The sequence below is a fragment of the Massilia sp. GCM10023247 genome, assembly GCF_042653325.1.
In the GTDB taxonomy this organism is placed as follows: Bacteria; Pseudomonadota; Gammaproteobacteria; order Burkholderiales; family Burkholderiaceae_D; genus Telluria.
Window position 1 is genome coordinate 242073 of record NZ_JBHSIB010000007.1, and the last position, 23436, is coordinate 265508.

17 protein-coding genes are annotated in these 23436 nt (G+C 66.0%); 14 read left to right on the forward strand and 3 right to left on the reverse strand.

Annotated elements, in window-relative coordinates:
• Nucleotides 1-5 precede the first annotated feature (5 nt).
• Nucleotides 6-1925, reverse strand: coding sequence for a phosphogluconate dehydratase (gene edd, locus ACFPAH_RS04770; protein WP_379741428.1), 1920 nt, complete (start codon nucleotides 1923-1925; stop codon nucleotides 6-8).
• A gap of 302 nt (nucleotides 1926-2227) precedes the next feature.
• Here edd and pgi point away from each other — a divergent pair, with 302 nt between their 5' ends.
• From pgi to ACFPAH_RS04800, 6 genes are all read left to right on the forward strand, one after another.
• Nucleotides 2228-3883: a glucose-6-phosphate isomerase gene (gene pgi / locus ACFPAH_RS04775; protein ID WP_379741431.1), complete on the forward strand. Its 1656-nt coding sequence runs from the start codon at nucleotides 2228-2230 to the stop codon at nucleotides 3881-3883.
• 14 nt (nucleotides 3884-3897) lie between these two features.
• The gene (locus ACFPAH_RS04780; RefSeq protein WP_379741433.1) at nucleotides 3898-4815 is read left to right on the forward strand and encodes an SMP-30/gluconolactonase/LRE family protein; all 918 of its coding nucleotides are present in this window, start codon (nucleotides 3898-3900) and stop codon (nucleotides 4813-4815) included.
• A 305-nt stretch (nucleotides 4816-5120) separates the two neighbouring features.
• Nucleotides 5121-6596 (forward strand): glucose-6-phosphate dehydrogenase, encoded by a 1476-nt coding sequence (gene zwf / locus ACFPAH_RS04785; protein WP_379741437.1) that lies wholly within the window; start codon nucleotides 5121-5123, stop codon nucleotides 6594-6596.
• A 119-nt stretch (nucleotides 6597-6715) separates the two neighbouring features.
• Entirely contained in the window at nucleotides 6716-7570 is an 855-nt protein-coding gene (locus tag ACFPAH_RS04790; RefSeq protein ID WP_379741440.1) for an SIS domain-containing protein, read from the forward strand.
• A 90-nt stretch (nucleotides 7571-7660) separates the two neighbouring features.
• Nucleotides 7661-9853 carry a hybrid sensor histidine kinase/response regulator gene (locus ACFPAH_RS04795; RefSeq protein ID WP_379741443.1) on the forward strand — a complete coding sequence of 731 codons (2193 nt, stop codon included), beginning with the start codon at nucleotides 7661-7663 and terminating at the stop codon, nucleotides 9851-9853.
• On the forward strand, nucleotides 9850-10239 hold the full coding sequence (locus ACFPAH_RS04800) for an ASCH domain-containing protein (RefSeq protein ID WP_379741446.1): 390 nt from the start codon (nucleotides 9850-9852) through the stop codon (nucleotides 10237-10239). Before ACFPAH_RS04795 ends, ACFPAH_RS04800 begins: the two co-directional genes overlap by 4 nt.
• Before the next feature lie 183 nt (nucleotides 10240-10422).
• On the opposite strand, the gene ACFPAH_RS04805 is transcribed toward ACFPAH_RS04800, so the two are convergent.
• Nucleotides 10423-10698 carry a hypothetical protein gene (locus tag ACFPAH_RS04805; protein ID WP_379741449.1) on the reverse strand — a complete coding sequence of 92 codons (276 nt, stop codon included), beginning with the start codon at nucleotides 10696-10698 and terminating at the stop codon, nucleotides 10423-10425.
• A 336-nt stretch (nucleotides 10699-11034) separates the two neighbouring features.
• Here ACFPAH_RS04805 and ACFPAH_RS04810 point away from each other — a divergent pair, with 336 nt between their 5' ends.
• From ACFPAH_RS04810 to ACFPAH_RS04825, 4 genes are all read left to right on the forward strand, one after another.
• Entirely contained in the window at nucleotides 11035-11532 is a 498-nt protein-coding gene (locus tag ACFPAH_RS04810; RefSeq protein WP_379741451.1) for a GAF domain-containing protein, read from the forward strand.
• A 111-nt stretch (nucleotides 11533-11643) separates the two neighbouring features.
• Nucleotides 11644-12588, forward strand: coding sequence for a transaldolase (tal, locus tag ACFPAH_RS04815; RefSeq protein WP_379741454.1), 945 nt, complete (start codon nucleotides 11644-11646; stop codon nucleotides 12586-12588).
• Between the two features lie 296 nt (nucleotides 12589-12884).
• Entirely contained in the window at nucleotides 12885-14321 is a 1437-nt protein-coding gene (locus tag ACFPAH_RS04820) for a tyrosinase family protein (RefSeq protein WP_379741457.1), read from the forward strand.
• Nucleotides 14322-14529: 208 nt separating this feature from the next.
• Nucleotides 14530-14679, forward strand: a complete 150-nt coding sequence (locus tag ACFPAH_RS04825) for a hypothetical protein (protein ID WP_379741460.1) — start codon at nucleotides 14530-14532, stop codon at nucleotides 14677-14679.
• Between the two features lie 76 nt (nucleotides 14680-14755).
• On the opposite strand, the gene ACFPAH_RS04830 is transcribed toward ACFPAH_RS04825, so the two are convergent.
• Nucleotides 14756-15373, reverse strand: a complete 618-nt coding sequence (locus tag ACFPAH_RS04830) for a TetR family transcriptional regulator (protein WP_379741463.1) — start codon at nucleotides 15371-15373, stop codon at nucleotides 14756-14758.
• A gap of 152 nt (nucleotides 15374-15525) precedes the next feature.
• Between ACFPAH_RS04830 and ACFPAH_RS04835 the strand changes: the two genes are divergently transcribed.
• The 4 genes from ACFPAH_RS04835 to ACFPAH_RS04850 all read left to right on the forward strand — a co-directional run bounded on the left by ACFPAH_RS04835 (nucleotide 15526) and on the right by ACFPAH_RS04850 (nucleotide 23421).
• Nucleotides 15526-16857: an efflux RND transporter periplasmic adaptor subunit gene (locus ACFPAH_RS04835; RefSeq protein WP_379741465.1), complete on the forward strand. Its 1332-nt coding sequence runs from the start codon at nucleotides 15526-15528 to the stop codon at nucleotides 16855-16857.
• A 30-nt stretch (nucleotides 16858-16887) separates the two neighbouring features.
• Entirely contained in the window at nucleotides 16888-20046 is a 3159-nt protein-coding gene (locus ACFPAH_RS04840; RefSeq protein ID WP_379741468.1) for an efflux RND transporter permease subunit, read from the forward strand.
• Complete coding sequence (locus tag ACFPAH_RS04845) at nucleotides 20043-21479, forward strand: efflux transporter outer membrane subunit (RefSeq protein ID WP_379741471.1); 1437 nt, start codon at nucleotides 20043-20045, stop codon at nucleotides 21477-21479. Before ACFPAH_RS04840 ends, ACFPAH_RS04845 begins: the two co-directional genes overlap by 4 nt.
• A 319-nt stretch (nucleotides 21480-21798) precedes the next feature.
• Complete coding sequence (locus ACFPAH_RS04850) at nucleotides 21799-23421, forward strand: S8 family serine peptidase (protein ID WP_379741474.1); 1623 nt, start codon at nucleotides 21799-21801, stop codon at nucleotides 23419-23421.
• The last annotated feature ends 15 nt before the right edge of the window (nucleotides 23422-23436 follow it).

A 23436-nucleotide genomic window follows, 5' to 3' on the forward strand; every position in this document is an offset into this window, starting at 1 on the left:
TCATCTTATTTCTGTGTCCTGAACAGGAAGTCTTCGTCGGATCCCGGCATGATCTCGCCGCTGTCGGCGCCTTCATGCAGGGGCGTGGTGGTGTGCCTCGGCGACGGCAGCGGGAAGGTGGCCGCGCCCTCTTCCGCCGCGCTGCTCGCCTTGCGGAACATGGCGAACAGCTCGCGTCCCATGCCGATGTGGGAGGACGAGATATCGGCCGTGATGTGCTGGCGCGCCGCCCATACCTCGGCCGGGACCAGTGCCTCGAGCGTGCCGGCTCGCGCATCGACGCGGATGATGTCGCCGTCGCGCACCAGGCCGAGCGGGCCGCCGGCCAGGATCTCGGGCGACACGTGGATCGCGGCGGGCACCTTGCCCGAGGCGCCCGACATGCGGCCGTCGGTGACCATCGCCACGTGGTAGCCGGCGTCCTGCAGGTTCGACAGCGCCGGGGTGAGCGCATGCAGTTCCGGCATGCCGTTCGCGCGCGGACCCTGGAAGCGGATCACGGCGACGAAATCGCGGTTCAGGTGGCCGGCCTTGTAGGCATGCATGAAGTCTTCCTGCGAATTGAAGGTCAGCGCCGGCGCTTCGACCACATGGTGCTCCTTCTTGACCGCCGAGATCTTCATCACGGCGCGGCCCAGGTTGCCCTTGACCAGCACCATGCCGCCGTTGTCGCTGAACGGGTTCGAGGCCGGGCGCAGCACCGACTCGTCGCCCGATTGCTGCGGCACCTCGCGCCAGAACACCTTGCCGTCCTCGCCCAGGAAAGGCTCCTGGCAGTGCTTGCGCAGGCCGCGGCCGAGGATGGTGTTGACGTCCTCGTGCGCCAGGCCGGCGTCGAGCAGCTCGCGGATCACGAAGCCGGGGCCGCCTGCGGCCTGGAAGTGGTTCACGTCGGCTTCGCCGTTCGGGTAGATGCGGGTGATGGAAGGCACGACCTTGGACAATTCATCGAAGTCGTTCCAGTCGATCACGATGCCGGCCGCGCGCGCAATCGCGACCAGGTGCAGCGTGTGGTTGGTCGAGCCGCCGGTCGCGTGCAGCGCGACGATGGCGTTGACGATGCACTTTTCGTCGACGATTTCCCCGACCGGCATGTAGTTGCCGCCCTGTTGGGAGATCGCCACCGCCTGGTGCGAGGCGGCGCTTGTCAACGCGTCGCGCAGCGGCGTGCCCGGGGTGATGAAGGCGGCGCCCGGCAGGTGCAGGCCCATCATCTCCATCAGCATCTGGTTGCTGTTGGCGGTGCCGTAGAAGGTGCAGGTGCCGGCACCGTGGTAGGAGGCCGATTCGCACTCGAGCAGTTCTTCGCGGGTGGCCTTGCCCTGCGCGTAGAGCTGGCGCACGCGCGCCTTTTCCTTGTTCGACAGGCCCGAGGTCATCGGGCCGCCCGGCACGAACACGGCCGGGATGTGGCCGAAGTGGAGCGCGCCGATCAGGAGGCCCGGCACGATCTTGTCGCAGATGCCGAGGTAGAGGGCAGCGTCGAACATGTTATGCGACAGCGCCACCGCGGTCGACATGGCGATCGTGTCGCGCGAGAACAGGGACAATTCCATGCCCGGCTGGCCTTGGGTGACGCCGTCGCACATGGCCGGCACGCCGCCCGCGAACTGGGCCACGGCGCCGACCTCGCGCACGGCTTCCTTGATCACTTTCGGGAAGTACTCGAAGGGCTGGTGCGCCGACAGCATGTCGTTGTACGACGAAACGATCGCCACCGACGGTTTTTTCTGCTCGCGCAGCTTCAGCTTGTCGTTCTCGGGGAAAGCGGCGAAGCCGTGGGCCAGGTTGGTGCACGACAGGGCCCCGCGCTGCACGCCGTGGATGCGCGCGGCTTCGAGGTGCGCGAGATAGGCCGCGCGCGAGACGCGGCTGCGGTCGATGATCCGCTTCGTTACCTGTTCGACTACGGGGTGGAGCGCCATGATCGTTCCTTTGGAAAGTGTTTTCTGAAATTTTACTACAGAATGCTGTTGGGGATGTGGCGGGCTGGTTTTGCGGTTGCCGTGGCGCTTGACACGCGTGGAGTCGGGACTCCACCCTACGTACGCCGCTGCTCAGGGCGCCGATGCATGTAGAGTGGAGTCCCGACTCCACCGCTGCAAAGCCGGCATCCGCGCAGACCTGAGCAGCACGAACATCAGCATTTCGTAGTGAATTTACGGACGACTCCTGTATTATTCGCTAACCTGTCCAAAACAACATCGCGCCCGTTTATTACACAGCCATGCCACAGACTCCCCTGACCAGCACTGCCCCTTTCCAAGCCCTCGAAACCCATGCCGCCGAAGCAAAAGACTGGCAGATGCGCAGCCTGTTCGCGGCCGACCCGCAGCGCTTCGAGCGCATGTCGATCGAGGCCGCCGGCCTGTTTCTAGACTATTCAAAAAACCGTCTTGACGGGCGCACGCTTGAACTGCTTGCAAGCCTGGCCCGCGAGCGCGGCGTCGAGGCCAGGCGCGATGCGATGTTCGCCGGCGAAAAGATCAACAACACCGAGCAGCGCGCCGTCCTGCACACCGCCTTGCGCGCGCCACGCGATCCGCAGTCAGGTCCGAAACTGAGCGTCGACGGCCAGGACGTCGGCGCCGACGTGCACGCCGTCCTCGACCGCATCAAGACCTTCAGCGATGCCGTGCGCAGCGGCCAGTGGCTGGGCTACACGGGCAAGCCGATCACCGACATCGTCAACATCGGCATCGGCGGCTCCGACCTCGGCCCGAAGATGGTCTGCCTGGCCCTGCGCCAGTACAGCCACCCGCGCCTGCGGATGCACTTCGTCTCCAACGTCGACGGCCACGACATGGACGCCGCGCTGGAGCAGGTCGATCCCGAAACCACCCTGTTCATCATCGCCTCGAAGACGTTTACGACGGCCGAGACCATGATGAACGCGCAGACCGCGCGCATGTGGTTCCTGCACGATGCCCCAGAAGAGGCGTTGGCGAAGCATTTTGTCGCGGTGTCGACCAACGTCGAGGCCATCAAGACCTTCGGCATCGACCCGGCCAACATGTTCCCGTTCTGGGACTGGGTCGGCGGCCGTTATTCGGTGTGGTCGGCGATCGGCCTGCCGGTGGCGCTCGCCGTCGGCTTCGGCTATTTTTCCGACTTCCTGGCCGGCGCCCACGCCATGGACCAGCACTTCCGCAACGCGCCGGTCGAGCAGAACATGCCGATGCTGCTGGCCCTGGTCGGCTTCTGGAACCGCCAGTTCCTCGGCTGCACCTCGGTGACGATCGCGCCCTACCACCAGGACCTGAACCGCTTCCCGGCGTATTTGCAGCAGCTCGACATGGAAAGCAACGGCAAGCGCGTCACGCGCGACGGCCAAGCCGTCGACACCCCGACCTGCCCGGCGATCTGGGGCGAGCCGGGCACCAATGGCCAGCACGCCTATTTCCAGCTGCTGCACCAGGGCACGGACGTGACGCCGATCGATTTCATCGCCGCGCTGCGCCCGGCGCACGAGCTGCACAACCACCATACCGCCCTGCTGGCGAACTGCTTCGCCCAGTCCGAAGCCTTCATGAAGGGCAAGACGATCGACGAGGTGCGCGCCGACCTGCGCCAGCAAGGCCTGGACGAGGCTGAAGTCGAACGACTGGCGCCGCACAAGACCTTCCCCGGCAACCGTCCGAGCAACACGATCCTGATGGAATACCTGACGCCGGCGACGCTGGGCGCCCTGATCGCGCTCTACGAGCACAAGACCTTCGTCCAGGGCGTGCTGTGGGACCTGAACAGCTTCGACCAATGGGGCGTGGAACTGGGCAAGGTGCTGGCCAAGAAGATCGAGGCCGAACTGGCTGGCGCGGCGCAGCCGGGCACGCACGACAGCTCGACCAATGGCCTGATCGCCCGCGCCAAGGCGGCCGTATGATGGAGCTCGGCATCATGAAACAGCTATTCGAACAGAAGCCCGACCTGAAGATCGACGTCGTCCACGACCAGCCGATGCAAGTCGGCGAATGCCCGCTCTGGCACGACGTGGAGTCGGCCCTGTACTGGGTCGACATCAATGGCCTGACCGTCAACCGCGTGCACCCGGCGAGCGGCAAGTTCTCGTCCTGGAAGATGGGCGCCGAGCCGTCGGCGCTGGCCATCGACGCCGACAACAACCTGGTGGTCGCCACGCGCACCGGCTTCCTGCGCCTGAACACCACCAGCGGCGCGATCGACGACATCTGCCCGGCGCCCTACGACACGGCGATCGTCCGCTTCAACGACGGCCGCGTCGACCCGGCCGGCCGCTTCTGGGTCGGCACCATGTACGAGCCGCGCGACCAGCCGCTTGCCGAGATGTACGTGCTCGAGCGCGACGTGCTGCGCCACGCCTGGTCGGGCGGCATGACCAACTCGAACGGGCTGGCCTGGTCGCCGGACGGGCGCACGATGTACCACGCCGACACCACCAGCCACCGCATCGACCGTTACGATTTCGACGTCGCCACCGGCCAGGCAGCGAACGGGCGCACGCTCGCCAGCTTCTCGCTCGACAAGAGCGCGGCCGACTATGGCGGCCGTCCGGACGGCGCGGCGGTCGACAGCGAGGGCAATTACTGGATCGCGATGTTCGAAGGCGGCCGGCTGCTGAAAATCTCGCCCGGGGGCGAACTGCTGGGCGAGGTCCGCCTGCCCGTGCGCTGCCCGACGGCCGTGGTGTTCGGCGGCAGCGACCTGCGCACCCTGTACGTCACCAGCGCCAGCCATGGCCGCTCCGCGGCCGAGATCGAACAGTATCCGCTGACCGGCATGGTGCTGTGCCTGCGCGTGGATGTGCCGGGGCTGCTGCAGCCGGAGTACCGGCGCTGATGCTGGGCTCGGCGTAGGGTGGTCGGCTCCACCCGGCGGGCTGCACCGACGCGACCTGTGCGCCTGCTTCGCGTTCCGCGGGCATTTAGCCCGCGTCACCCCACGCGTCCAGCGCACACATGAGGCACCACGGTCATGCGCATGATCGTTGAACGCGTGGGCGGCGCACAGGCCGCGTCAGTGCAGCCCGTCGGGTGGAGCCGACCACCCTACGCCTCTGCCGAAATTACGTAGTAGAATTTCTTGCTAAGCGCATAATCGTGTAGTAAATTTACACAAACCTTCCTTCACGACCCGAACACACCATGGCCATTCCCGATTTCGACCTCGTTCTCTTTGGCGGCAGCGGCGACCTTGCAATGCGCAAGCTGCTGCCGGCGATGTATGCGCGCGACGTGTGCAGCGACCTGCCGCCGACCGCGCGCATCATCTGCGTCGGCCGCGACGACAGCTCGCAACAGGAATTCCTGGGCTTCGTCGACAGCCATTCGAAGCAGCACATCAAGGACCAGGACAGCGTCGACGAGGCCAAATGGAAGCGCTTCCTCGAGCGGATCACCTATGTCGCTCTCGACGCCACCCGGGTCGGCACCTACGGCCCGCTGGTCGAGGTGCTGCGCAAGGACGAAGCGATCACCCGCGTGTACTACCTGGCCACGCCGCCGCAGCTGTTCGCCCAGATCTGCGACAACCTCGCCGCCACCGGCCTCGCCACGCCGAATTCGCGCGTCGTGCTGGAAAAGCCGCTGGGGCGCGACCTCGATTCGGCCAAGCAGATCAATGCCGACGTCGGCAAGGTGTTCGCCGAATCGCAGATCTACCGGATCGACCACTACCTCGGCAAGGAGACCGTGCAGAACCTGCTGGCGCTGCGCTTCGGTAACGTGCTGTTCGAGCCGCTCTGGCGCCGCGAGTGGATTTCGGACGTGCAGATCACCATCGCCGAGAAGATCGGCGTCGGCAACCGCCTCGGCTACTACGACAACTCGGGCGCCCTGCGCGACATGCTGCAGAACCACCTGCTGCAACTGCTGTGCATCGTGGCGATGGAGCCGCCGACCTCGATTTCCCCCGACGCGGTGCGCGACGCCAAGCTGCAGGTGCTGCGCTCGCTGAAGCGTTTTACGCCGACCACGCTGTCGCAGAACATCGTGCGCGGCCAGTACCGCGCCGGTTTCGTCGACGGCCAGGCCGTGCCGAGCTACCGCGACGAGCCGGAAGCGCCGAAACAGTCGAAGACCGAGACTTTCGTCGCCATGAAGGCCGAGATCGACACCTGGCGCTGGGCCGGCGTGCCCTTCTACCTGCGCACCGGCAAGCGCATGGCCGACCGCCTGGCCGAGATCGTGGTGCGCTTCAAGCAGATCCCGCATTCGATCTTCAACCAGCCGACCTCCAGCTTCCAGCCGAACAGCCTGGTGATCCGCCTGCAGCCGGACGAAGGCCTGTCGCTGAACCTGATGGCGAAAACGCCCGGGGATTCCATGCGCCTGAAGCAGGCCGAGCTCGAGCTCGACTTCCGCGAGCAGTTCAAGGCGCCGCGCATGGAAGCCTACGAGCGGCTGCTGCTGGACGTGCTGCGCGGCCAGCTGACCCTGTTCATGCGCGGCGACGAACTGGAAGCGGCCTGGGAATGGGTCGAGCCCATCCTCGACCATTGGGAGCAGGACGACACGGCGCCGGTGCCCTATGCCTCCGGCACCTGGGGCCCGGCGGCATCGTCGGCCCTGATCGGCCGCGACGGCCTGCAGTGGCGCGAAGAAGCGCTCCCGGAAGACTAAATATGAGAGCGCAAGGAATCCGGCCAAGCATGGCCGGACCGTTCCGCAGGCGCGTTGCGATGCAACGCGAAACCCCTGCTTCACCGCTCCCAGTGGACTGACTCATCACAGGCCAATTTATGCTGCTCGATTCGATCCGCACCCAGCTCGACTCGCTCTCGAAATCCGAGCGCAAGGTCGCCCTCGCCGTGCTCGAAGCGCCGTCCGCCACGGTCAGCCAGAACATCACGGCGCTCGCCAAAAGCGCGCAGGTGTCCGAGCCGACCGTGGTGCGCTTCTGCCGCACGCTCGGCTACGACGGCTGGCACGAATTCAAGCTCAAGCTGGCGCAAGGCCTGGCGCTGGCCCTGCCCGCCGCCAACGAGCAGCCGGCCCAGGACGACCTGGCGGCCGACCTGGTCAACAAGATCTGCAGCCGCTCGATCAATACCCTGCTCGACCTGCGCAACAACCTGAACGCGGAATCGGTGCAGAAGGCGCTCGACATCCTCTCGCGCGCCAACAAGATCGAGTTCTACGGCCAGGGAACGTCCGGTATCGTGGCGGCCGACGCCCAGCACAAATTCTTCCGCTCGGGCGTGCCGACCGTGGCCTATGCCGACCCGGCGATCCACTCGATCGCGGCCGCCCTGCTGCGCGAAGGCGACGCCGTGGTGGCGATCTCCCAGCGCGGCACCAACCCGACGCTGGTGCGCTCGGCCAAGCTGGCGCGCCGCGGCGGCGCCGACGTCATCGTGCTGGCGCCCTCGGGCACGCCGCTGGCCGACATGGCCAGCGTGCTGATCCCGATCGACCTGGTCTTCAACATCGACCCCTACACGCCGATCTCGGCGCGCCTGGCCTACCTGGTCGTGATCGACATCCTGGCCGTCGGCCTGGCCTTGCAGCGCGGGCCGGAGTTCCGCAGGAAGATGCAGAACGCGCAGAAGGCGCTGGAAGAATTCGATATGCAATTCGATTCGTTCATCGGCTGAGACTTTCGGTCCCCTCGGCGGCGGCGGCGGCGGCGGAGACAATTTGACACTGTTTCCACCTATAATGCTTTTTTCCCATCAAGCCGAGCCATGCGTCCGCCATCCGGATTCACTTTTTCCCTGCGTCGACTGCTGATCGTGCTGAGCGCCATCGGCCTGCTGCCGCTGGCCGCGCTCGGGCTGTGGTCGCTGCATACGGCCAGCGGCTACCAGCAGCGCGAGCAGGAGCGCGCGATGCTCGACCTGGCGCGCGCCCTGTCGAGCGCAGTGGACGCCGAACTCGACGGCACAGTCGCCACCCTGGCCAGCCTCGCGCGTGCGCCAAGCATGGCCAGCGGCGACCTGCGGGCCTTCTACGACAGCGCGCGCGAACAGGTCGCAGCCCAGCCCGAATGGCAGACGATCATGCTGACCGATGCCGCCGGCAAGGTCCTGTTCCGCACCTCCAGCCCCTTCGGCGATCCGGGCGGCCGCATCGCCGACCCGGACAGCTTGCAGCGCCTGCTCGCGGTGCAACGCCCGCTGGTCGGGCGCGTGGCCTTCGGACCGCGCGGCCAGCCGGCGTTTCCGGTGCGGGTACCGGTGCGCGACGACGCCGGCCGCCTGTACGTGCTGACCGCCGTGGTCAAGCCCGACCGCATACTCAGCGTGCTCAAGCGCCAGCGCGTGCCCGCCGATTCCATCATGTCCATCGTCGATGCCGCCGGCTCCTTCGTGGCGCGTTCCCGCGACCACGAGCGCAGGGTGGCCGGGCCGCCCTCCCCGTCCTTTGCGCGGCTGATCCGCGGCGCGGCGCCGGAAGGCATCGGCCACACCGTCAGCCTCGAGGGCGAGGGGTTCGCAAGCGCCTTCACCCGGGTCTCGCGCTACGGCTGGACGGTCGCTGTCGGCATGCCCGAGCAAGGCCCCGGCAGCGGCATCGCGCTGTATGGCGCCGGCCTGGCGGCCTCGCTGCTGGCCTGCATCGGCATTGCCAGCCTGCTGTCGAACCGCATCGCCGGCACCGTCGGCCGCTTGCAGCAGGCGGCCATGGCGCTCGGCGCCGGCCGCCCGGTCAGCGTCCCCGGCTCGCGCATCCGCGAAATCGACGTCATGGCCGGCGCGCTGGAAGCGGCCGCCGCGCAGCGCGCCGCGCACGAGCAGGAGCGCTCGCGCCTGCTCGCCTCGCTCGAGGAAGCGCTGGCGGCCAGCCGCGCCGCCGGCCGCGTGAAGGACGAATTCCTCGCCATGCTCGGCCACGAGCTGCGCAACCCGCTCAGTCCGATCGTGGCGGCCCTCGACCTGATGGACCTGCGCGACGACAGCGCCAGCCGGCGCGAGCGCGCCATCATGCGGCGCCAGGTCAGCCATTTGAAACGCCTGGTCGACGACCTGCTCGACGTGTCGCGCATCGCCACCGGCAAGATGCAGCTCGAGCGTCGCCCGATCGATCTCGCCGAGGTGGTGCGCCACACCGTGGGAGCGCGTCCCGGCCTGGCCGTCGAACTGGACCTGCCGGACGCCGCCTGGGTGCTGGGCGACGAAAGCCGCCTGGCCCAGGTGCTGGGCAACCTGCTCTCGAACGCCGAGCGCTTCGGCGACGGCAAGATCCGGGTCGGGCTGGCGCTGGACGGCACACTGGCCAGGCTCGAAGTCAGCGACCGTGGCGCCGGCATGGACCCGGAGCTGCTGGCCCGCGTCTTCGAGCCCTTCTACCAGGCGCCGCAACAGCTGGCGCGCGGCACGGGCGGGCTTGGCCTGGGCCTGGCGATCGTGCGCAAGATCGTCGAACTGCACGAGGGTCATGTGCGCGCCCACAGCGACGGCCCCGGCATGGGGAGCCGCTTCGTGGTCGAGCTGCCGCTGATCGAGGCGCCGCCGCCGGCCGCGCTGGCCGCCGCCCTGCCCCGTTCGGCGGGCGTCCGCGTCCTGCTGGTCGACGACAACGTCGACGCGGCCGCGACGACGGCGCTGGTGCTGGAACAGTTCGGCCACCAGGTCGAGGTCGCGCACAGCGCCGCGGCGGCACTGGCGTGCATCGAGCGCTGGCGGCCGGAGGTGGCGATCCTCGATATCGGCCTGCCCGACATGGACGGCTACGCCCTGGCCGCCGCGATCCGCACTGCCAGCACGGCCGCCAGCGGTGCCGCGCCGCGCCTGGTGGCGCTGACCGGCTACGGCCAGCAGGCCGACGTCCAGCGCGCGCTGGCCGCCGGCTTCGACCTGCACATCACCAAGCCGGCTTCGCTCGAGGACCTGGAGCGCGCCGTACTCGCGACCGCCATTGAACAAGGATCGACATGAACAGGCACAAGAAGCTGACCTTCTGGGGCGCCGACGAGAACGACGACAGCCTCGTTCGCGAGGTGATAGCCGGGCGCAAGACCGTGACCGCCGACACGGTCGAGGATTACTACAAGGGCTACGGCGCACTCGGCGACGGCGGCTATGCGGCGGGCGACATCATCGACGTCCACGACCTCAAGGGGCGCCTGCGCTGCACGATCCGCGCGAAGGAGGTGCGCGTGATCCGCTTCGGCGACATCCCGGAAGACGTCTGGCGCGGCGAGACGTTTGGCAGTGCGCAGGAATTTCGCGAGGTGCACATCCGCTGCCTGCCGCACCTCGACCTGCATGACGAGTTCGAGTTCGTGACGCTGCATTTCGAGCTGGTGGAGGTGGCGGCTTGATCAACTGATCGGCAACCGCGCCGGGCCGCTGCATCGCTTGCCGGTTACATCATCAATGGGAGGACGCCTCCACCCGCAACGGCATCAGATGTGCCAAGTGGAAGTGTCAGCCAACCACTTGAGTCGAGGGGGGCGTCACCATGAAGAGTACGACAATCGAAGCCAAAGCCCGATGCTGTTCAGTTAAAAGCCTCCCATGAGGAGCCAGCCAAGCTTTACGCCGCGCTCTTTGGTGAGCGAGCGATAAGCGAACACTTCGCTATTCTCGACCTGTATACAATCGTACATACCAGCAGCCCGGCTTCCATTTTCCGTTATATCGAAACTGAGGGCAGTCGGCTTGCCACTCTCATCCAGGATTTCGTAGACCGGAGCGAGATCGTCTGGTCGAGTTCCTTCCACAGCACGAACATTCAACGACACTTGGTGTTCGTCAGGGGTCTTGAAAGTAAAAATCATTGGAGCTCCTTTATAGTTGCCGTTTGTCGTCAGCCATGCCGCTCTCAGATGTGTAGATAGGTACAAGCATGCGTTAAAGCCTGATGCTGCTCGGTTCGCTCGCGCACGCTAATGGCCTTTTCGGAAAGTGGCCGCTGAGTTCTAAGGAAAAGCGAGATTGGTAGAGCAGCTTTCGACTACCTAGCGCATATGGTGCACCCGGAAACAAGGTCGAATGCCCAAGAAACCGGGTGGCGAAAAGAAGTGATAAACAAAATGCGACTTGGACGAGGTCGAACAGCTTCGTCCGCGCTGGCTGTAGAATAACGCCTTTCTCCATGCTCTACGGCCAGCGCCATGCACATCAATCCAGAACGCAGCACCCGTCCCGACTATGACCTGCTGGTACGCCAGGTCGCCAGCGTGTTGGAGGGCGAGCGCGACCTCACCGCGAACGCGTCGCAGTTCTCCGCGCTCGTGTACGACACCCTTGCCGACCTGAACTGGGCCGGCTTCTACCTCACCGTGCCGTCGAAAAAGGGAGAAGGCCAGGATTTGCTGGTCGGTCCCTTCCAGGGCAAGCCGGCCTGCGCGCGCATCCCGTTCGGACGCGGCGTCTGCGGCACGACTGCCGTGGAACGCAAGACCATCGTGGTGCCGGACGTGCATGCGTTCCCGGGACATATCGCCTGCGACTCGGCCTCGAATTCGGAGATCGTGCTGCCGGTGATCAAGGATGGCAAATTGGTCGGTGTGTTCGATATCGACAGTCCGAAGCTGGACCGGTTTTCGGAAGAGGATCGCGTCGGCCTCGAGAAGATGGTGGCGGCGTTTGTCGAGGCGACGGATTGCTGAGCCATTGTGGCTTTCTTTGAGCGGCAAACAATGTTCATCGTTTACGCGTGGACTCGGGAGTCCACCCTACGATGCAAATAATATTTGCAATTTATTACTTTTAGGCAAATTATGAATCAACTCGACCAACTCAAGCAGTACACCACCGTCGTTGCCGATACCGGCGATTTCCAGTCGATCAAGGCCTACGCGCCGCAGGATGCGACCACCAATCCATCGCTGATCCTCAAAGCCGTGCAGAAGCCGGAATACCTGCCGCTGCTGGAAAAGGCCGTGGCGGAATCGAAGGGCGGTTCGACTGACGAGATCGTCGACCGCCTGCTGATCGCCTTCGGCGTCGAGATCCTGAAATATGTGCCGGGCCGCGTGTCGACCGAGATCGATGCCGCCCTCTCCTTCGACACCGAAGCGACGGTGGCCAAGGGCCGCGAGCTGATCGCGCTGTACGAGGCGGCCGGCGTGTCGCGCGAGCGCGTGCTGATCAAGATCGCGTCGACCTGGGAAGGCATCCGCGCCGCCGAGATCCTGGAAAAGGACGGCATCCACTGCAACCTGACGCTGCTGTTCTCGCTGTGCCAGGCCGTGGCCTGCGCCGAAGCGGGTGTCAAGCTGATCTCGCCTTTCGTCGGCCGCATCTATGACTGGTACAAGAAGTCGACCGGTACCGACTACCAGGGCGCGGACGATCCGGGCGTGCAGTCGGTCAAGCGCATTTACCAGTACTACCGCAAGTTCGGTTACACGACCGAAGTCATGGGCGCGAGCTTCCGCAACACCTCGCAGATCCTCGAGCTGGCCGGCTGCGACCTGCTGACCATCTCGCCGGACCTGCTGCAAAAGCTGGCCGACAGCGATGCGCCGGTCGAGCGCAAATTGATGCAGGACGGCGCCCAGGACGCCGATGCGGCGATTGAAAAGATCGCGGTCGACGAAAAATCGTTCCGCTTCATGCTCAACGAAGACGCGATGGGCACCGAGAAGCTGGCCGAAGGCATCCGCGCCTTCGTGGCCGATTCGGCCAAGCTGAAGAAGATGATCGAAGAATTAAAGAAGTAAAAACAACAACGCAGGGTCGAAAGAATGCCAGTCAGCGATGCTGACTGGCATTTTTCATTTCCATGCTCAGCGCCGGGATGCGTTTATTCGAGACTTGCGCTTGCAAACCTGTGAATTGGCAATTTCCTACCACTAAAACTGTGAGAAAAGCTTGATCTAGCACAGCCAGGGACGCCTTCAGCCGCCTGGGCCGATGCCGGTTCGCGGCATGTCAAGCCCGGCCAGGGCCGTGCCGGTATCGTCGAGCCGGCAAGCGCGCATACGCGATCCGTTTATCAACCTGGACGAGGCTGACGATGACACAGGCAAAATCAGGCAGGCGAACATTCCTGGAGCGTTCCGCGCTCGCATTTGGCGCAGCGAGCCTGCCGCTCGAACTGCTGGCCCAAACCACCCTGCGGGTCCGCCCGGAATGGCAGGCCTTCAAGACCACGTCGCGCTACGACTCGCTGCTCAGGGCGATCCGGCTGATGAAGGCCAATACCAATGCAGCCGACCCGAACAGCTGGGCTTACTGGACCAGTATCCACCTGAACACGTGCCCGCACAGCGTCCCCTACTTCCTGGCCTGGCACCGCGGCTACCTGTACCACTTCGAGCGCCGGCTGCGCACGGTGTCCGGCGACAGCCAGCTGGTCCTGCCTTACTGGGACTACTACACCTACCCGAGCTTGCCCGCCGAGTTCACCAACCCGAACGGGTCCAATCCGCTGTACGTGCCGCGCGTGAACACCAACGTGCGGGCCGCGCTCACCATGGCGCCGTTTGCATCGACCGTCGTCAACTTCCAGCGCGGCACCAGCAATGCCTTCGAGACCTTGTGTGAAGACGCGCCGCACAATCCGGTCCACGATCTGATCGGCGGAGTAATGGCCACGATGCAATCGCCAACCGATCCCGTCTTCTGGCTCCACCATGCAAATATCGACCGGCTGTGGGCGGCGTGGGTGAGCGCGGGCGGCGGACGCCGCATGCCTGCCACGACGAACGCCTACTGGTCCGGCACCCACGTCTACAACAGCACCTTGACGCTGTCGCGCCTGTCGACCTACAGCAACCGTAGCAGCCTGGGCTACCGCTACGCGAACGAAGCACTGCCGGCCCGCCTGCCCCTGGCGCGCCTTGCCGATCCGCACATCCGGCGGACCCAGGCGGGGGCGCAGGAGCTGGCCTCGTCATTACCACGAACCGGTTCGTTCCGCATCCTGTTGCCGCGCGAGACGGGCAAGGGCCGGTTCGCGCTGAGCGGCGCCGAGAACGTCGGCCTCGACGAGACCTCCCTCAGCGTGCAGTTGCCGACCAGTGCCGAACATGCGCGTACGCTGTCCATGATCGGCAACAGCAAGTCAGGCCGCATCCCGGGCCGCGCCGAGACCTACCGTTCCGTGCACCTCACCCTCGACGGCGTAGAGCTGGCCGAGCTTGCCCGGCAGGGCGGTTTCTACTACGAGCTGTACGTGAACATTCCCTCACGCGGTACGGCAATGAAACGGCCGGTGAGCCTGTACATCGGCAACCTGGGCGCCTTCAGGATCAACAGCGCCGCCCATCATGCGGGCGCGGCCGTGCAGCTGCGCTACCCGATCCGGCGCCACCTGGCCGGCGCCATGGCCGACCAGCTCAGCGCGCTGTCGCTCTCGTTTGTCCGCATCAACGGCGACAACAGTCCCCGCGGCGGCGTCATCGGCATCGGGGAGGTGCGGCTGGAAGTCTCGACCGACGACGAAGAGTGAGGACAGGGCGGACGGAGCGCGGGAAGGCGCCAGGCTCCGGCTTCAAGGAAAATGCCAGTCAGCTCGCCAGCCCGGCATTCGCCCTCAGGCAGGCGCTCCACATGAGCGGCAGCACCTCGGGCCTTCCGCAGTCCCGCCGGACAGCTCCATCTCGCCGGACCTGCTGCAAAAGCTGGCCGGCAGCGATACGCCGGTCGAGCGCGAGCCCGTGGCCGACAGCGATGCCGACATCGATGCCGACATCGACAAGATCGCCGTGGCCGAAAAATCGTTCCGCCTCATGCCCGATGAAGACACGATGGGCGCCGAGAAGCTGGCCGAAGTACCCGCGCCTTCGTGGCCGACTCGATCAGGCTGAAGAAGATGATCGAAGAAACGCACCAAGCCTTGGGCGTAGCGTGTTCAGGAAAGGGCACGGCATGTCCGCCCCTTGTTCATTTCACCCGTATGCCCTCGATCATGGTCTCGATGATCAGGGCGCCGCACTCGATCAGCGAGAACGAGTCGGGATCGAACATCCAGTTGCGGATCAGCCCGTCCATGGTCGACCACAGGCCCAGCGCCAGCACGCCCGGATCGACGCTTGTCCGGATCAGTCCGCCCTCGATGGCCTGCTGCAGCCGCCCTTCCACATAGGTCATCCAGTCCTGCTGGCTCTGGCGGCGGCGCACGCGCACCGCGTCGAGCTCGCTGACGAATTCCACTTTCAGGGTTGCGATCTCGAACACCCGGCGCGCCTGCGGGTTCTGCTCGGTAACCCGGAAGATTTCGTTGATGAAATTGCGCAAGTCGCGCAGCGGATCGGTTTCGCCCGCCTGTTCCAGCACCCCAAGGGCACACTCGAACGGCAGGGTTGCGCGCTCCATCATCGCATTGAAGAGCGCGCTTTTGTCGTCAAAATGCCAATAAATCGCACCGCGCGTCACCCCCGCTTCGGTTGCGATATGCTGCAAAGTCGTTCGCGACACACCTTGTTCCACGAACAACTTCTCAGCAGCATCCAAGATGCTGTCGCGCGTGGCCGCTGCTTCTTCTTTTGTCCTGCGGGCCATGTCTTCTCCGTTTTTGAGTGGTCCTGCACGTTAAACATACACCCGTGATAGTATATATAAAATTCCGTAAATGCCAGTGACGAGACCGCGTGCAGGAACCTGAGGGTTCTTGGGGCGGTTTTGTTTTCCCAAAAACTCGAAGGAAGCACGTAATGCGCTCTGCCAACTCCTCTACATTGTCCCTCACCCGGATCGCCGCCAGCACGCTGATCGCGGTTGCCCTGCTCTCGGCCTGCGGCAAGAAAGACGCCGCCCAGGCCGGTCCTGGCGCCGGCGCCAAGATGCCGGCGCCCGAAGTCGGCGTCATCACCACCAAATTCGAACCGGTCGCCCTGCTGACCGAACTGCCGGCCCGCGCCGAGCCGGTGCGTGTCGCCGAGGTGCGCGCCCGCGTCAACGGGGTGGTGCTCAAGCGCCTGTTCACCGAGGGCAGCCTGGTCAAGGAAGGGCAGTCGCTGTTCAAGATCGACCCTGCCCCCTACCAGGCCCAGCTCGCCGCCGCCCAGGCCGACCTCGGCCGCGCCCAGGCAACGCTGACCCAGGCTGCCGCCCAGGCCGAGCGCTACAAGCCGCTGGTCGAGGCCAACGCCATCAGCAAGCAGGAGTATACCAATGCCGTGGCCGCGCAGAAGCAGGCCGAAGCCGCGGTCGCCGCCTCGCGCGCCCAGGTGCGCATTGCCCAGATCAACTCCGGCTACGCCAACGTCTATGCGCCGATCTCGGGCCGCATCGGGCGCGCCCTGGTGACCGAAGGCGCGCTGGTGTCGGCGGCCGAAGGCACCCAGCTGGCCACGATCCAGCAGAACGACCCGATGTACCTGAACATCACCCAGTCCGCCACCGACGTCCAGCGCCTGCGCAAGCAGGCCGGCGGCGGCGCCAAGGACGCGCCGGTCACCGTGATCCTCGACGACGGCACCGAGATGGCGACCAAGGGCCGCCTGCTGTTCTCGGACGTCACGGTCGACCCGAGCACCGGCCAGGTCACCATGCGTGCCCAGGTGCCGAATCCGGACAACGCCCTGCTGCCGGGCCAGTACGTGCGCGTGCGCATGGCGCAGGCCCAGCTGCCGAACGGCATCGTCGTGCCGCAGCAGGCCGTCACCCGCGGCGGCGCCAACGGCGACACGCTGATGGTGGTCGGCCCCGACAACAAGCCGGCCCCGCGCACCGTCAAGATCGCCTCGCAGCAAGGTTCGAACTGGGTCATCACCGACGGCCTGAAGGAAGGCGAACGCGTGATGGTCGACGGCTTCCAGAAGCTGCAGATGCTGCCGCCGGGCACCCCGGTCAAGGCAGTGCCATGGCAAGCGAGCGCGCAGGCCGCCGCTGCTGCACCGGCCGCGGCGCCCGCCGCGGCGACCGCTGCCGACGCCCCGGCGGCGGCCCAGAACGCCGCCGCGACGGCGCGCCAGATGCCTGCTTCGGCCCCGTCGGGCTCCACCGCCGGCGCCGCCCCGGCAGCTGCCTCGACCAGCCGCTAAGCGCCGCAGGAACAGAACAGGACTATTGCAATGGCACGTTTTTTTATTGACCGCCCTATTTTCGCCTGGGTGATCGCGCTGTTCATCATGGTGATCGGCGCGGTCTCGATCACCCAGCTGCCGATCGCCCAGTATCCGAACGTGGCTCCGCCCTCGATCGTGATCAATGCCGCCTATCCGGGCGCATCGGCCCAGACCCTGGAAGACTCCGTCATCTCCGTCATCGAACGCGAGATGAACGGCTCCCCGGGCCTGATCTACATGGAATCGTCCAGCTCGGCCAACGGCAGCGGTTCGATCACGCTGACCTTCGAGACCGGCACCAACCCGGACCTGGCGCAGGTCGACGTCCAGAACCGCCTGTCGCGCGCGGCCCCGCGCCTGCCGGCAGCGGTGAACCAGCAGGGTGTGCGCGTCGACAAGGTGCGCGCGAACTTCCTGCTGTTCACCATCCTGTCGTCGGACGATCCGAAATGGGACCCGATCGCGCTGGGCGACTACGCCTCGCGCACGGTGCTGCCGGAAATCCAGCGCATCAAGGGCGTCGGTACCGCCCAGCTGTTCGGTACCGAGCGCGCGATGCGCGTCTGGATCGACCCGGCCAAGCTGGTCGGCTTGCGCCTCTCGCCGGCCGACGTCAACAACGCGATCCGCAGCCAGAACGCCCAGGTGGCGTCGGGCACCATCGGCGAACTGCCGCTGGCCAAAGGCCAGGAAATCAGCGCGACCGTGGTCGTGACCGGCCAGCTCTCGACCGTCGAACAGTTCGGCAACATCGTGCTGCGCGCGAACCCGGACGGTTCGACCGTGCGCCTGAAGGACGTCGCGCGCATCGAAATCGGCGCCCAGGCGTACGGCACCTCGGCGCGCCTGAACGGCAAGCCGTCGACCGGTATCGGCGTCCAGCTGTCGCCGTCGGGTAACGCGCTGGAAACGGCGCGCCTGGTGCGCGAGCGCGTCGAGGAACTGTCGAAGTTCTTCCCGGCGGGCGTCAAGGCCACGATCCCGTTCGACAGCTCGAAGTTCGTCGAGATTTCGATCACGCAGGTGGTGCAGACCCTGCTCGAGGCCATCGTGCTGGTGTTCCTGGTGATGTACCTGTTCCTGCAGAATTTCCGCTATACCGTCATCCCGACCATCGTCGTCCCGGTCGCCCTGCTCGGTTCCCTGGGCACGCTGCTGGCCCTCGGTTATTCGATCAACGTGCTGACCATGTTCGGCATGGTGCTGGTGATCGGTATCGTGGTCGACGATGCGATCGTGGTGGTCGAGAACGTCGAGCGCATCATGAGCGAAGAGGGCCTGCCGCCGCTGCAGGCCACGCGCAAGGCGATGGGCCAGATCTCGGGCGCCATCATCGGCGTGACCGTGGTCCTGGTGTCGGTGTTCCTGCCGCTGGCCTTCTTCGGCGGCGCGGTCGGCAACATCTACCGCCAGTTCGCCGTCGTCATGGTCTCCTCGATCGCCTTCTCGGCCTTCCTGGCGCTGACCCTGACCCCGGCGCTGTGCGCGCACCTGCTGAAACCCGTCGAAGCCGGCCACCACCACGAAAAGAAGGGCTTCTTCGGCTGGTTCAACCGCCGCTTCGCGCGCACCGCCAAGGGCTACGAAGGCTGGGTCGGCAAGCTGATCCGTGGTTCCGGCCGCGCGCTGGTGGTGTTCGTGCTCGTGATCGGCCTGGTCGCCCTGCTGTTCTCGCGCATGCCGAACTCCTTCCTGCCGAACGAAGACCAGGGCTATGTCGTGGTCAACGTCCAGCTGCCGCCGGGCGCGACGCTCGAGCGCACGAACGAGGTGATGCGCACCGCCGAGAACTTCATCCTGAAACAGCCGGAAGTGGCGAACATGGTCAGCGTGCTGGGCTTCTCGTTCTCGGGCGCCGGCCAGAACATGGCGCTGGCCTTCATCCCGCTCAAGGACTGGAGCGAACGCAAGGGCGAGGGTTCGAGCGCCCAGGGCCTGGCCGGCCGCATCATGGGCGGCCTGTCGGGTGTGCGCGATGCCTTCATCTTCGCCCTGTCGCCGCCGCCGATTCCCGAACTGGGCCGCGGCACCGGCTTCACCTTCCGCCTGCAGGACCGCGGCGGCGCCGGCCACCAGGCGCTGCTGGCCGCCCGTAACCAGCTGCTCGGCATGGCCGCGCAAAGCCCGGTCCTGGCCGGCGTGCGTCCGGAAGGCCTGGAAGACGCGCCGCAGGTCATGCTCGACATCGACCGCGACAAGGCGCAGGCACTCGGCGTCTCGTTCGACTCGATCAACAGCGCGATCTCGACCGCGCTCGGATCAAGCTACGTGAACGACTTCCCGAACGCCGGCCGCCTGCAGCGCGTCGTGGTCCAGGCCGAGGCTTCGGCCCGCATGCAGCCGGCCGACCTGCTGCAGCTCAACGCCATGAATGCGCAGGGCCAGCCGGTGCCGCTGTCCTCGTTCGCGACGACGCGCTGGGTGACCGGCCCGATGCAGACCGTGCGCTACAACGGCTATCCGGCGATGAGCATCGCCGGCGACGCCAAGCCGGGCTATTCGACCGGCGACGCGATGGCCGAGATGGAAAAGCTGGCGGGCCAGCTGCCGCAAGGCTTCGCCTTCGAATGGACCGGCCAGTCGCGCGAGGAAGCGCAGTCCGGCTCGACGATGGGCATCCTGATGGCCTTCTCGATGCTGGCGATCTTCCTGGCCCTGGCGGCCCTGTACGAAAGCTGGTCGATCCCGGTCTCGGTGCTGCTGGTGGTGCCCTTCGGTATCCTGGGCGCGATCCTGGCGGCCATGCTGCGCGGCTACCCGAACGACGTGTACTTCAAGATCGGCCTGGTGACCATCATCGGCCTGGCGGCGAAGAACGCGGTGCTGATCATCGAGTTCGCGAAAGACCTGCAGGCGCAGGGCAAGTCGCCGATGGATGCGGCGATCGAAGCGGCGCACCTGCGTTTCCGCCCGATCATCATGACCTCGATGGCCTTCATCCTCGGCGTGCTGCCGCTGGTGATCGCAGGCGGCGCCGGTTCGGCATCGCAGCGCGCCATCGGTACCGGCGTGATGGGCGGCATGATCACGGCCTCGACGCTGGGCGTGCTGTTCGTCCCGATGTTCTTCGTCGTCGTGCGCAAGCTGTTCAAGGGCAGCGACCGCCAGCGCAAGAAGTATGCGCACGAAGAAGATACTGCTACTGTAGTCCAGGAAAAAATATGATCGCTAAAAAACTACAAAAACTGAGCCCACTGGCGCTCGCGCTGACGCTGGCCGGCTGCATGTCGCTGGCGCCGAAGTACGAGCGTCCGGCCGCGCCGGTCGCGCCGAGCTTCCCCGAGCTGCCGCAGGTAGGCGGCACCACGCTGCCGACGGCGACGTCGGAAGCCCCCGTCAACCTCGCCTGGCAGCGCTTCTTTGCCGACGCGCGCCTGCGCCAGCTGATCGAGATGTCGCTGGCGAACAACCGCGACCTGCGCGTCGCCATCCTCAACATCGAGCAGGCGCGCGCCCAGTACCGCATCACCCGCGCCGACCAGCTGCCGACGGTCTCGGCGATCGTCAGCGGCAGCCGCCAGACCACCGGCGAGGATGCGCCGATCCAGAGCATCTACCAGGCCGGGCTGGGCGTCTCCGCGTTCGAGCTCGACCTGTTCGGCCGGGTGCGCAACCTGTCGCAGGCGGCGCTGTCGCAATTCCTCGCCACCGAGGAAGCGCGCCGCACCACGCAGATCAGCCTGGTCGCGTCGGTCGCCAACACGTACCTGACGCTGCTGGCCGACGACGAGCTGCTCGACATCACGCGCCAGACCCTGAAAACGCGTGAAGAGTCGGACCGCCTGACCCGCCTGCGCTTCGAGAACGGCGTCGTGTCGAAACTCGAGCTGCAGCAATCGACCTCGCTGGTCGAGACGGCGCGCGCCACCCTGGCCCAGCTGCAGCGCCAGCGTGCCCAGGACGCCAACCTGCTGACCCTGCTGGTGGGCCAGCCGATCCCGGAAAACCTGCCGCAGGGCGCGACCCTGGCGACGACCGAGCTGCCGGACCTGCCGGCCGGCCTGCCCTCCGATTTGCTGGCCGCCCGCCCGGACATCCGCGCGGCCGAACAGCAGCTGATCGGCGCCAACGCCAACATCGGCGCGGCGCGCGCGAACTACTTCCCGCGCATCTCGCTGACCGGCAGCCTGGGCAGCGCGAGCACGGAACTCTCGGGCCTGTTCAAGAGCGGTTCCTTCGGCTGGACCTTCGCCCCGCAGGCGATCCTGCCGATCTTCGACCTGGGACGCGTCAAAGCGGGCGTCGACGCCGCCCGTGCCGGCCGCGACATCGCGGTGGCCCAGTACGAGCGTTCGATCCAGACCGCGTTCCGCGAAGTGGCGGACGCGCTGGCCGGCCAGGCGACCTTCAGCGAACAGCTGCGCGCCCAGCGCGCGGTGGCGGCGGCCGAACAGGACCGCTACAACCTGTCCGAGCTGCGCTACAAGAGCGGCGCGGCCAGCTACCTCGACCTGCTCGACGCCCAGCGCTCGCTGTTCCAGGCCCAGCAGCTGGCAGTCCAGGCCAACCTGCAGCGCCTGCAGAACCAGGTCACGCTGTACCGCGTGCTCGGCGGCGGCTGGAGCGAGCCGGCTCCGGAGGCGCAAGCTTCGCGCTGACGGCAGCGCACGGCAAGCCTGTGACGGCCCGGTCGGGATTCGACCGGGCCGTTTTTCATTCGGGCAAGGAAAGCGCCAAATCTTGCCCAATGGCAGCACACGGTATCAAAAAGGCCCGGTTTCGAGCCAGCTGTCAATCTTTTTGGAAGGTGTATCAAGTTTCAAAAAATTCATCAATCTTTTCCCATTCTGTTGTTGACGATGCCACGCGACCTTACTTAGCATCCTATTGCGCTGAGCTCGCTACGTTTATCGAACGTCCATCGGCCAGTGCGCATCGCGTTGCTTCTTACACCACAACAAGATTGGAATGAGAGACATGAACCACAACGTTACCGCTCCCCGCCTCGGCACCGTCGCCATGCTGTGCTCGGCCGCCCTGCTCGCACTGGCCTCCAGCGCCGCCAGCGCCGCCGCGCCGGAAACCCGCTACATCGTCGGCTACAAGGCCGGCGCCGACAACAACGCCAGCGCCGCCGTCATCCGCGCGCGCGGCCAGGTCAAGCGCAAGATCCGCGGCATGAACGCGATGTCGGTTGCCATCGCACCAGAGCAGGCCGAAGCGCTGCGCAAGGACCAGAACGTGGAGTATGTCGAAGTCGACGTACCGCGCTACCTGCCGTCGATGGAGATGGACGCCGACTACGCGAGCAGTACCGAACTCGACGCCGCGGCGAATCCGGCATCGGGCAAAAGTTACTACCTGGGCCAGACTATTCCCTACGGCATCCGCATGACCCAGGCCGACCAGCTGCCGAATGGCGGCTCGAAGGCCGGCAACCGCAAGATCTGCATCATCGATTCGGGCTACGACCGCAGCCACGAAGACCTGAACGACAACGGCACCGTGACCGGCGAATACGACCCGGGCACCGGCTGGTGGTATACCGACGAGAACAGCCACGGCACCCACGTCGCCGGCACCATCGCGGCACTCAACAACAACGGCACCGGCGTGGTCGGCGTCATCCCGAACCGCCAGCTGAGGCTGCACATCGTGAAGGTCTTCGGCGCCGACGGCTGGGCCTATTCGTCCGAGCTGGCCGACGCCGCCAACCGCTGCGGTGACGCCGGCGCCAACATCATCAGCATGTCGCTGAGCGGGCCCGCACCGAGCGCCACCGAGCAGGCCGCGTTCGACGCGCTGGCCGCCAAAGGCATTCTCTCGTTCGCCGCTTCCAGCAACGCCGGCACCACGGCGCCGCGCTGGCCCGCCGGCTACCAGAGCGTCGTTTCGGTCGGCGCGCTCGACAGCGACAAGAAATGGGCGACCTTCTCGAACTACAACCCGAAGGTCGAGCTGTCGGCGCCGGGCGTGAACGTCCTGTCGACCGTACCGATGGGCACCGCATTGGTGTCCTCGCTGATCGTCGGCGCCAGCAGCTACGAAGTCGGCGCGGTCACCAATGCCGCGCGCGGCACCGTCACCGCGCCGTTGGCCGACTTCGGCTTCGGCGGCACGATCAATCCGGCAATGGCCGGCAAGGTCTGCCTGATTTCGCGCGGCGCGGGCCTGGCCTTCGGCGTGAAGGTGGCCAACTGCCAGGCCAGCGGCGGGGTCGGCGCAGTCCTGTACAACAACGTCGCAGGCAGCCTCAGCCCGACCCTGGGCGATACCGTCACGAATATCCCTACCGTGGCGGCATCGCTGGCCCAGGGCCAGGCCATGCTCGGCCAGCTGGGCCAGCAGGCGACGGTCTCGGTCAAGATGGGCAACTACGCTTACTTCAACGGCACCTCGATGGCGACCCCGCACGCCGCCGCCGTCGCCGCTTTGGTGTGGAGCTACTTCCCGAACTGCAACGCCGCACAGATCCGCAGCACGCTGGCCAAGTCGGCGGAAGACCTGGGCACGGCCGGCCGCGACGACAAGTACGGCTACGGCCTGGTCAAGGCGAAGGCTGCCTACGACCGTATCGCTGCGATGGGTTGCGGTAACTAAACGGCCATCCGATGG

Excerpts from the sequence above, each read along its gene's own strand:
- edd (WP_379741428.1), bottom strand. The coding sequence starts at position 1,925 with ATGGCGCTCCACCCCGTAGTCGAACAGGTAACGAAGCGGATCATCGAC.
- pgi (WP_379741431.1), top strand. The coding sequence starts at position 2,228 with ATGCCACAGACTCCCCTGACCAGCACTGCCCCTTTCCAAGCCCTCGAA.
- ACFPAH_RS04780 (WP_379741433.1), top strand. The coding sequence starts at position 3,898 with ATGAAACAGCTATTCGAACAGAAGCCCGACCTGAAGATCGACGTCGTC.
- zwf (WP_379741437.1), top strand. The coding sequence starts at position 5,121 with ATGGCCATTCCCGATTTCGACCTCGTTCTCTTTGGCGGCAGCGGCGAC.
- ACFPAH_RS04790 (WP_379741440.1), top strand. The coding sequence starts at position 6,716 with ATGCTGCTCGATTCGATCCGCACCCAGCTCGACTCGCTCTCGAAATCC.
- ACFPAH_RS04795 (WP_379741443.1), top strand. The coding sequence starts at position 7,661 with ATGCGTCCGCCATCCGGATTCACTTTTTCCCTGCGTCGACTGCTGATC.
- ACFPAH_RS04800 (WP_379741446.1), top strand. The coding sequence starts at position 9,850 with ATGAACAGGCACAAGAAGCTGACCTTCTGGGGCGCCGACGAGAACGAC.
- ACFPAH_RS04805 (WP_379741449.1), bottom strand. The coding sequence starts at position 10,698 with ATGATTTTTACTTTCAAGACCCCTGACGAACACCAAGTGTCGTTGAAT.
- ACFPAH_RS04810 (WP_379741451.1), top strand. The coding sequence starts at position 11,035 with ATGCACATCAATCCAGAACGCAGCACCCGTCCCGACTATGACCTGCTG.
- tal (WP_379741454.1), top strand. The coding sequence starts at position 11,644 with ATGAATCAACTCGACCAACTCAAGCAGTACACCACCGTCGTTGCCGAT.
- ACFPAH_RS04820 (WP_379741457.1), top strand. The coding sequence starts at position 12,885 with ATGACACAGGCAAAATCAGGCAGGCGAACATTCCTGGAGCGTTCCGCG.
- ACFPAH_RS04830 (WP_379741463.1), bottom strand. The coding sequence starts at position 15,373 with ATGGCCCGCAGGACAAAAGAAGAAGCAGCGGCCACGCGCGACAGCATC.
- ACFPAH_RS04835 (WP_379741465.1), top strand. The coding sequence starts at position 15,526 with ATGCGCTCTGCCAACTCCTCTACATTGTCCCTCACCCGGATCGCCGCC.
- ACFPAH_RS04840 (WP_379741468.1), top strand. The coding sequence starts at position 16,888 with ATGGCACGTTTTTTTATTGACCGCCCTATTTTCGCCTGGGTGATCGCG.
- ACFPAH_RS04845 (WP_379741471.1), top strand. The coding sequence starts at position 20,043 with ATGATCGCTAAAAAACTACAAAAACTGAGCCCACTGGCGCTCGCGCTG.
- ACFPAH_RS04850 (WP_379741474.1), top strand. The coding sequence starts at position 21,799 with ATGAACCACAACGTTACCGCTCCCCGCCTCGGCACCGTCGCCATGCTG.